At 69.3% G+C, this 5,836-nt stretch carries 7 protein-coding genes; 2 read left to right on the forward strand and 5 right to left on the reverse strand.

The window, feature by feature from the left end:
- Positions 1 to 296 precede the first annotated feature (296 nt).
- From MTQ10_RS27015 to thyX, 3 genes are all read right to left on the reverse strand, one after another.
- Positions 297 to 1,982: a ribonuclease J gene (locus MTQ10_RS27015; protein WP_247472844.1), complete on the reverse strand. Its 1,686-nt coding sequence runs from the start codon at positions 1,980 to 1,982 to the stop codon at positions 297 to 299.
- Between the two features lie 157 nt (positions 1,983 to 2,139).
- On the reverse strand, positions 2,140 to 3,039 hold the full coding sequence (gene dapA / locus MTQ10_RS27020; RefSeq protein ID WP_247472847.1) for a 4-hydroxy-tetrahydrodipicolinate synthase: 900 nt from the start codon (positions 3,037 to 3,039) through the stop codon (positions 2,140 to 2,142).
- Positions 3,040 to 3,250: 211 nt separating this feature from the next.
- Positions 3,251 to 3,985 (reverse strand): FAD-dependent thymidylate synthase, encoded by a 735-nt coding sequence (gene thyX / locus MTQ10_RS27025; RefSeq protein ID WP_374117704.1) that lies wholly within the window; start codon positions 3,983 to 3,985, stop codon positions 3,251 to 3,253.
- Positions 3,986 to 4,153: 168 nt separating this feature from the next.
- Between thyX and MTQ10_RS27030 the strand changes: the two genes are divergently transcribed.
- Together MTQ10_RS27030 and MTQ10_RS27035 are read left to right on the forward strand one after the other, a co-directional pair.
- Complete coding sequence (locus tag MTQ10_RS27030; RefSeq protein WP_247472848.1) at positions 4,154 to 4,393, forward strand: hypothetical protein; 240 nt, start codon at positions 4,154 to 4,156, stop codon at positions 4,391 to 4,393.
- A 92-nt stretch (positions 4,394 to 4,485) separates the two neighbouring features.
- On the forward strand, positions 4,486 to 5,040 hold the full coding sequence (locus MTQ10_RS27035; RefSeq protein ID WP_247472850.1) for a hypothetical protein: 555 nt from the start codon (positions 4,486 to 4,488) through the stop codon (positions 5,038 to 5,040).
- An 82-nt stretch (positions 5,041 to 5,122) separates the two neighbouring features.
- Here the strand turns inward: MTQ10_RS27035 and MTQ10_RS27040 are convergent, their stop codons facing one another.
- Together MTQ10_RS27040 and MTQ10_RS27045 are read right to left on the reverse strand one after the other, a co-directional pair.
- Complete coding sequence (locus MTQ10_RS27040; RefSeq protein WP_247472851.1) at positions 5,123 to 5,566, reverse strand: hypothetical protein; 444 nt, start codon at positions 5,564 to 5,566, stop codon at positions 5,123 to 5,125.
- 13 nt (positions 5,567 to 5,579) lie between these two features.
- Positions 5,580 to 5,836: dihydrodipicolinate reductase C-terminal domain-containing protein (locus MTQ10_RS27045; protein WP_282612643.1), on the reverse strand; the 257-nt coding region annotated here is incomplete at its 5' end.

A 5,836-nucleotide genomic window follows, 5' to 3' on the forward strand; every position in this document is an offset into this window, starting at 1 on the left:
CTCACCCTCTCGGGCTTTCCTCCGGGCGCTTCCCTTCGGTCTTGCGTTTCCGACTCTATCAGATCTTTCCGATCCGATTTCCTCGGTGCTTTCCAGGTTCCCGCTCTCGCGTTTCCCTTTCCGGCGGACCCGACTTTATCAGAAGTTCTGAGTCGGATTTCCCGCCCCCTCCGGGACATGTGCCCCGACGCACGAGGCGGCGGGGTTCCCAGCTGGGCGGAGCCGTAAACGTACTGGAGCGGGGCGCCCCGATGCAAATCGAGGGGCCCCGCCCGGGGTACGCACCTGTCGGTACGTCAGACCTCCACGACGACCGGCAGGATCATCGGCCGGCGGCGGTAGGTGTCCGACACCCACTTGCCGAGGGTGCGGCGGACGAGTTGCTGCATCTGATGCGGCTCCACGACGCCGTCGCGAGCCGAGCGCTCCAGGCTCTCGGTGATCTTCGGGATGACGTCCACGAAGGCCGAGTCCTCGATACCGGAGCCGCGCGCCTGGACGTGCGGACCGCCGGTGATCTTGCCGGTGGAGGAGTCGATCACCACGAAGACCGAGATGATGCCCTCCTCACCGAGGATCTTGCGGTCCTTCAGAGCCGGTTCGCCGACGTCCCCGACGGAGAGACCGTCGACGTACACGTACCCGGCCTGGACCTTGCCGGAGATCTTGGCCTTGCCCTCGACGAGGTCGACGGTGACACCGTCCTCGGCGATGACGATGCGGTCGTGCGGGACACCGGTCAGGGCGCCCAGCTCGGCGTTGGCGCGCAGGTGGCGCCATTCGCCGTGGACCGGCATCAGGTTCTTCGGGCGGCAGATGTTGTAGAAGTACAGCAGCTCGCCCGCGGAGGCGTGGCCGGAGACGTGCACCTTGGCGTTGCCCTTGTGGACGACGTTGGCGCCCCAGCGGGTCAGGCCGTTGATCACGCGGTAGACGGCGTTCTCGTTGCCCGGGATCAGGGACGACGCCAGGATCACCGTGTCGCCCTCGACGATACGGATCTGGTGGTCGCGATTGGCCATACGGGACAGCGCGGCCATCGGCTCGCCCTGGGAGCCCGTACAGACCAGGACCACCTCGTGGTCGGGCAGGTCGTCCAGGGTCTTCACATCGACGACGAGGCCCGGCGGGACCTTGAGGTACCCGAGGTCGCGGGCGATGCCCATGTTGCGGACCATCGAGCGGCCGACGAAGGCGACCCGGCGGCCGTACTCGTGCGCCGCGTCCAGAATCTGCTGGATGCGGTGGACATGGCTGGCGAAGCTCGCCACGATGATGCGCTTGCGGGCGCCGGCGAAGACCTGCCGCAGCACATTGGAGATGTCCCGCTCGTGCGGCGTGAAGCCGGGGACCTCGGCGTTCGTGGAGTCCGTGAGGAGAAGGTCGATGCCTTCCTCGCTCAGCCGTGCGAAGGCGTGGAGGTCGGTGAGGCGGTTGTCCAGCGGGAGCTGGTCCATCTTGAAGTCGCCGGTGTGGACCACCATGCCCGCGGGAGTGCGCACAGCCACGGCCAGCGCGTCCGGGATGGAGTGGTTGACCGCGATGAACTCGCAGTCGAAGGGGCCGACGCGCTCGCGGTGCCCCTCGGCCACCTCGAGGGTGTACGGGCGGATCCGGTGCTCCTGGAGCTTGGCCTCGATCAGGGCCAGGGTCAGCTTGGAGCCGATCAGCGGGATGTCCGGCTTCTCGCGGAGCAGGAACGGGACACCGCCGATGTGGTCCTCGTGCCCGTGGGTGAGCACGATGCCCTCGATGTCGTCGAGGCGGTCCCGGATGGACGAGAAGTCCGGCAGGATCAGGTCGATTCCGGGCTGCTCCTCCTCGGGGAAGAGCACTCCGCAGTCGACGATCAGCAGACGGCCACCGTACTCGAAGACCGTCATGTTCCGGCCGATCTCACCGAGGCCGCCGAGCGGGGTGACCCGCAGGCCCCCCTTGGGGAGGGGAGGCGGCGGGCCGAGTTCAGGGTGCGGATGACTCAAAAGACTCTCCTCACCACGCGCGCCACGTACCGGTCGGGCACGTGGCGCGCGTGACGTTCGTGCAATAGCAGTTGTCGTTGTGGGGTGCGGGCACCGGTGGGCCCGCCTATTCAGTTGTGAGGTGCAGGTGCGCGGCGGTGCGCGCGAAGTCTGTTAGTCAGAGCTGTACCCCGCCGGCGGCAAGATCGATCTTGAGCTGCTCGATCTCTTCCGGGGAGCACTCGATCATGGGCGCGCGCAGGGGGCCCGCGGGCAGGCCCTGGAGGGTCAGCGCGGCCTTGGCGGTCATGACGCCCTGGGTGCGGAACATGCCCGTGTAGACGGGGAGCAGCTTCTGGTGGATCTCGGTCGCCTTGGCGACGTCACCGGAGACGTACGCGTCGACGAGGGCGCGCAGGTCGGGGGTGACGACGTGGCCGACGACCGAGACGAAGCCGACGGCGCCCACGGAGAGCAGCGGCAGGTTCAGCATGTCGTCGCCGGAGTACCAGGCGAGGCCGGAGCGGGCGATGGCCCAGCCGGCGCGGCCGAGGTCGCCCTTGGCGTCCTTGTTGGCGACGATACGCGGGTGCTCGGCGAGGCGGACGAGCGTCTCGGTGTTGATCGGGACGCCGCTGCGGCCGGGGATGTCGTAGAGCATGACCGGGAGGCCGGTGGCGTCGGCGACGGCCTTGAAGTGCCGGTACAGGCCCTCCTGCGGGGGCTTGTTGTAGTACGGCGTGACGACGAGCAGGCCGTGGGCGCCGGTCTTCTCGGCGGCGCGGGCCAGCTCGATGCTGTGGTGGGTGTCATTGGTGCCGACGCCGGCGACGACGTGGGCGCGGTCGCCGACCGCCTCCAGAACCGCTCGTACGAGATCCGATTTCTCCGCGTCACTGGTGGTGGGGGACTCGCCGGTGGTGCCGTTGATGATCAGGCCGTCGTTGCCTGCGTCCACCAGGTGGGTGGCGAGCCGCTGTGCGCCGTCGAGGTCGAGTGCGCCGTCCGCCGTGAAAGGCGTGACCATGGCGGTGAGGACCCGCCCGAAGGGGGTCTGCGGAGTGGAGGTCGGAGCCATGGGTTACACGCTACTCGTTGCTCACCGCGTGGTCTGCCCTCGGGGTGTCGGGCAAGTCAGGACAAAGGTGGAGCCCGGCACTGCCTGCTCGGGGGTTCAGGCAGTGCCGGGTCCGTTCGATCAGGCTAGATGAACCTCACGAAAAGCCGCAATCCGGACACTTCGTGCGGTTGATCCGTACATCTGTGCCCGTGTGAGCACAGGAATGCGGCTACGGCGCGACGCGGCCGTTCGCGTTGAAGGCGGCGTAGGTGAGCGGCATCAGCTCGGCCCACGCGGCCTCCATCTTCTCGCCGACCATCTCGATCTCCCGCTGCGGGAAAGAGGGCACCTTCGCCAGCTCGTGCTGGGTGCGCAGCCCGAGGAAGTGCATGAGCGAGCGGGCGTTGCAGGTGGCGTACATCGAGGAGAACAGGCCGACGGGGAGCACGGAGCGGGCGACCTCGCGGGCGACGCCGGCGTCGAGCATTTCGCGGTAGGTGCGGTACGCCTGCCGGTACGAGTCCTGCATCGCCTCGGTGGCGAGCTTGTGCTGTTCGGGGGTGCCCTCGACGAACCGGTACTTGCCGGGGCGTCCCTCCTGGACCAGCTTGCGCGAGGCGTCCGGGACGTAGAAGACCGGCTGCAACTCCCGGTAACGGCCCGATTCCTCGTTGTAGGACCAGCCGACGCGGTGGCGCATGAACTCGCGGAACACGAAGATCGGCGCACTGATGAAGAAGGTCATCGAGTTGTGCTCGAACGGGCTGCCGTGCCGGTCGCGCATGAGGTAGTTGATCAGGCCTCGGGAGCGCTCCGGGTCCTTCTTCAACTCGTCCAGGGACTGCTCACCCAGCGTCGACACTCGAGCGGCGAACAGTACGTCGGAGTCGGCCGCGCTGTGCTTCACCAACTCCACCGTGACGTCGCTGCGGAACTCGATCTTGATGTCATCGTCGGAGATCACGCTTGGGGGGCCTTTCCCGTCTGGTCTTTCGGCGAGGCCACTTTACCCAGCGGCGGGCCTGCTCCGGCCCGCCGAAAAATCCGGCGCCGGCGGGCACCGATCCGGGGTTTCGTTCGTCTGTCTGGGTGACGATGATCCGTTCTGTCCCCGAAGGGAGACGTGCCCCTGATGTCCGGTCGGCGGGAACCTGTGCCGTTCGCTTTTGTGGCCGAGGCGGAGAGGTTCCGCAGCAATGTCGCTCCCCCGCCGCGTGAGCGGCTCTCCCGGGTGCAGGTGGCCGGGCGGTGGCTGCTCGGGCTGACCGTCGTGGCGGCGCTGGTGGGGGCTCTGGTGGTCGGGATGCCCGCGCTGTCCGTCGACCCCGCCAACACCGCGCCGCAGCAGTCCCAGGCGGCCGAGGGACACTGACCCGCCTCGCGGCCCCCGATGGTGGTGAGCCGCGGCGGGGCCGGATAGCCTCACCGGTCACAGCACATGCCCGGAGCGAGTGAGGAACAGCCGTGCCCCTGCCCTTTCTGACGGCCGACCGCGCTGACGACACCGCCGACGACGTCCCCCTGCCGTACGAGGACCGTGACCGCTGGCGGCGGCCCTACCGGCCCGGACCGTGGCGCGTGGGTGCGGCGGCGCTCGCGCTGCTGCTCGCCTCGTACGTGCTGTTCGCGGCCGTCATCATCGCCCTGGCCGGGTCGGTGAGCGGGGCCGGTGTCGTGTTCGGCATCGCCGTGCTGATCATCGGAGCGGCGCTGCGGCTGCTGCGGATGGGGGTGTGGGTGAGCCCGCGCGGGCTGCGGCATGTCGCCTTCCTCGTGACGCGGACGGTGGCCTGGGAGCAGGTCGCCGCCGTACGGACGGTGCAGCAGCCGGTGCGCTGGCTGGGGTTGCCGCGTGCCGTGCAGGGGCAGGCGCTGGTGCTGGCGCGGCGCGGCCGGGGCGCGGATCTGATGCCGCCGCTGCTGACCACGCACAATGCGGACTTCCTGGCACGTCCCGAGGCCTTCGACCGGGCCGCGGACACCGTGGAGGCGTGGGCCGCGGAGAACGTCCGCGGTTAGCCCGGCCGGGTTCGCGAGGCGGGGCCCCCGGTCATGCGTCGGGCCCGGTCGGCGTGGTGCCGGCCGGGCCCGTTGCGTGCGGTCAGCGTGGGGCGTCGTGGAGGGCGATCGCCCGCTGCATCGCCTTGCGGGCGCGCGGGGTGTCGCGGGCGTCATGGTAGGCGACGGCGAGGCGGAACCAGCAGCGCCAGTCGTCCGGGGACGCCTCCGTCTCGGCCTTGCGTTTGGCGAAGACCTCGTCGGCCGAGTCACGGTCGACGCGCCCGCTGGGCAGGCGTCTCAGCTCGTCGACCGGGAGTCCGCCCTCGGCGTCGAGTTCGGCGGCGAGGGCGTTGGCCCGGCGGACGAACTGGGTGTTCTTCCACAGGAACCACAGGCCGATCACCGGCAGGACCAGCACCGCCACGCCGAAGGTGACGGTGATGAGGGTGCCGGACTGGATGAGCATCACGCCACGGCTGCCGACCAGGACGAAGTAGAAGACGAGGACGGCTGCGGTGACGGCGTAGGAGATCTTCGCGCGCATGATGGTGACCGGCTCAGCTCAGGTCCAGGAAGTGTTCCAGGCCGAAGGTCAGGCCCGGAGCGCTCCCGACACGGCGGGCGCCCAGCAGGATGCCCGGCATGAAACTGCTGTGGTGCAGCGAGTCGTGACGGATCGTCAGGGTCTCGCCCTCACCGCCGAGGAGTACCTCCTGGTGGGCGAGGAGCCCGCGCAGCCGCACCGCGTGGACGGGCACGCCGTCGACGTTCGCGCCGCGGGCGCCGTCCAGGGCGGTCGTGGTGGCGTCGGGGG

The organism is Streptomyces sp. XM83C, from assembly GCF_023072675.1.
Classification (GTDB): domain Bacteria; phylum Actinomycetota; class Actinomycetes; order Streptomycetales; family Streptomycetaceae; genus Streptomyces; species Streptomyces thermocoprophilus.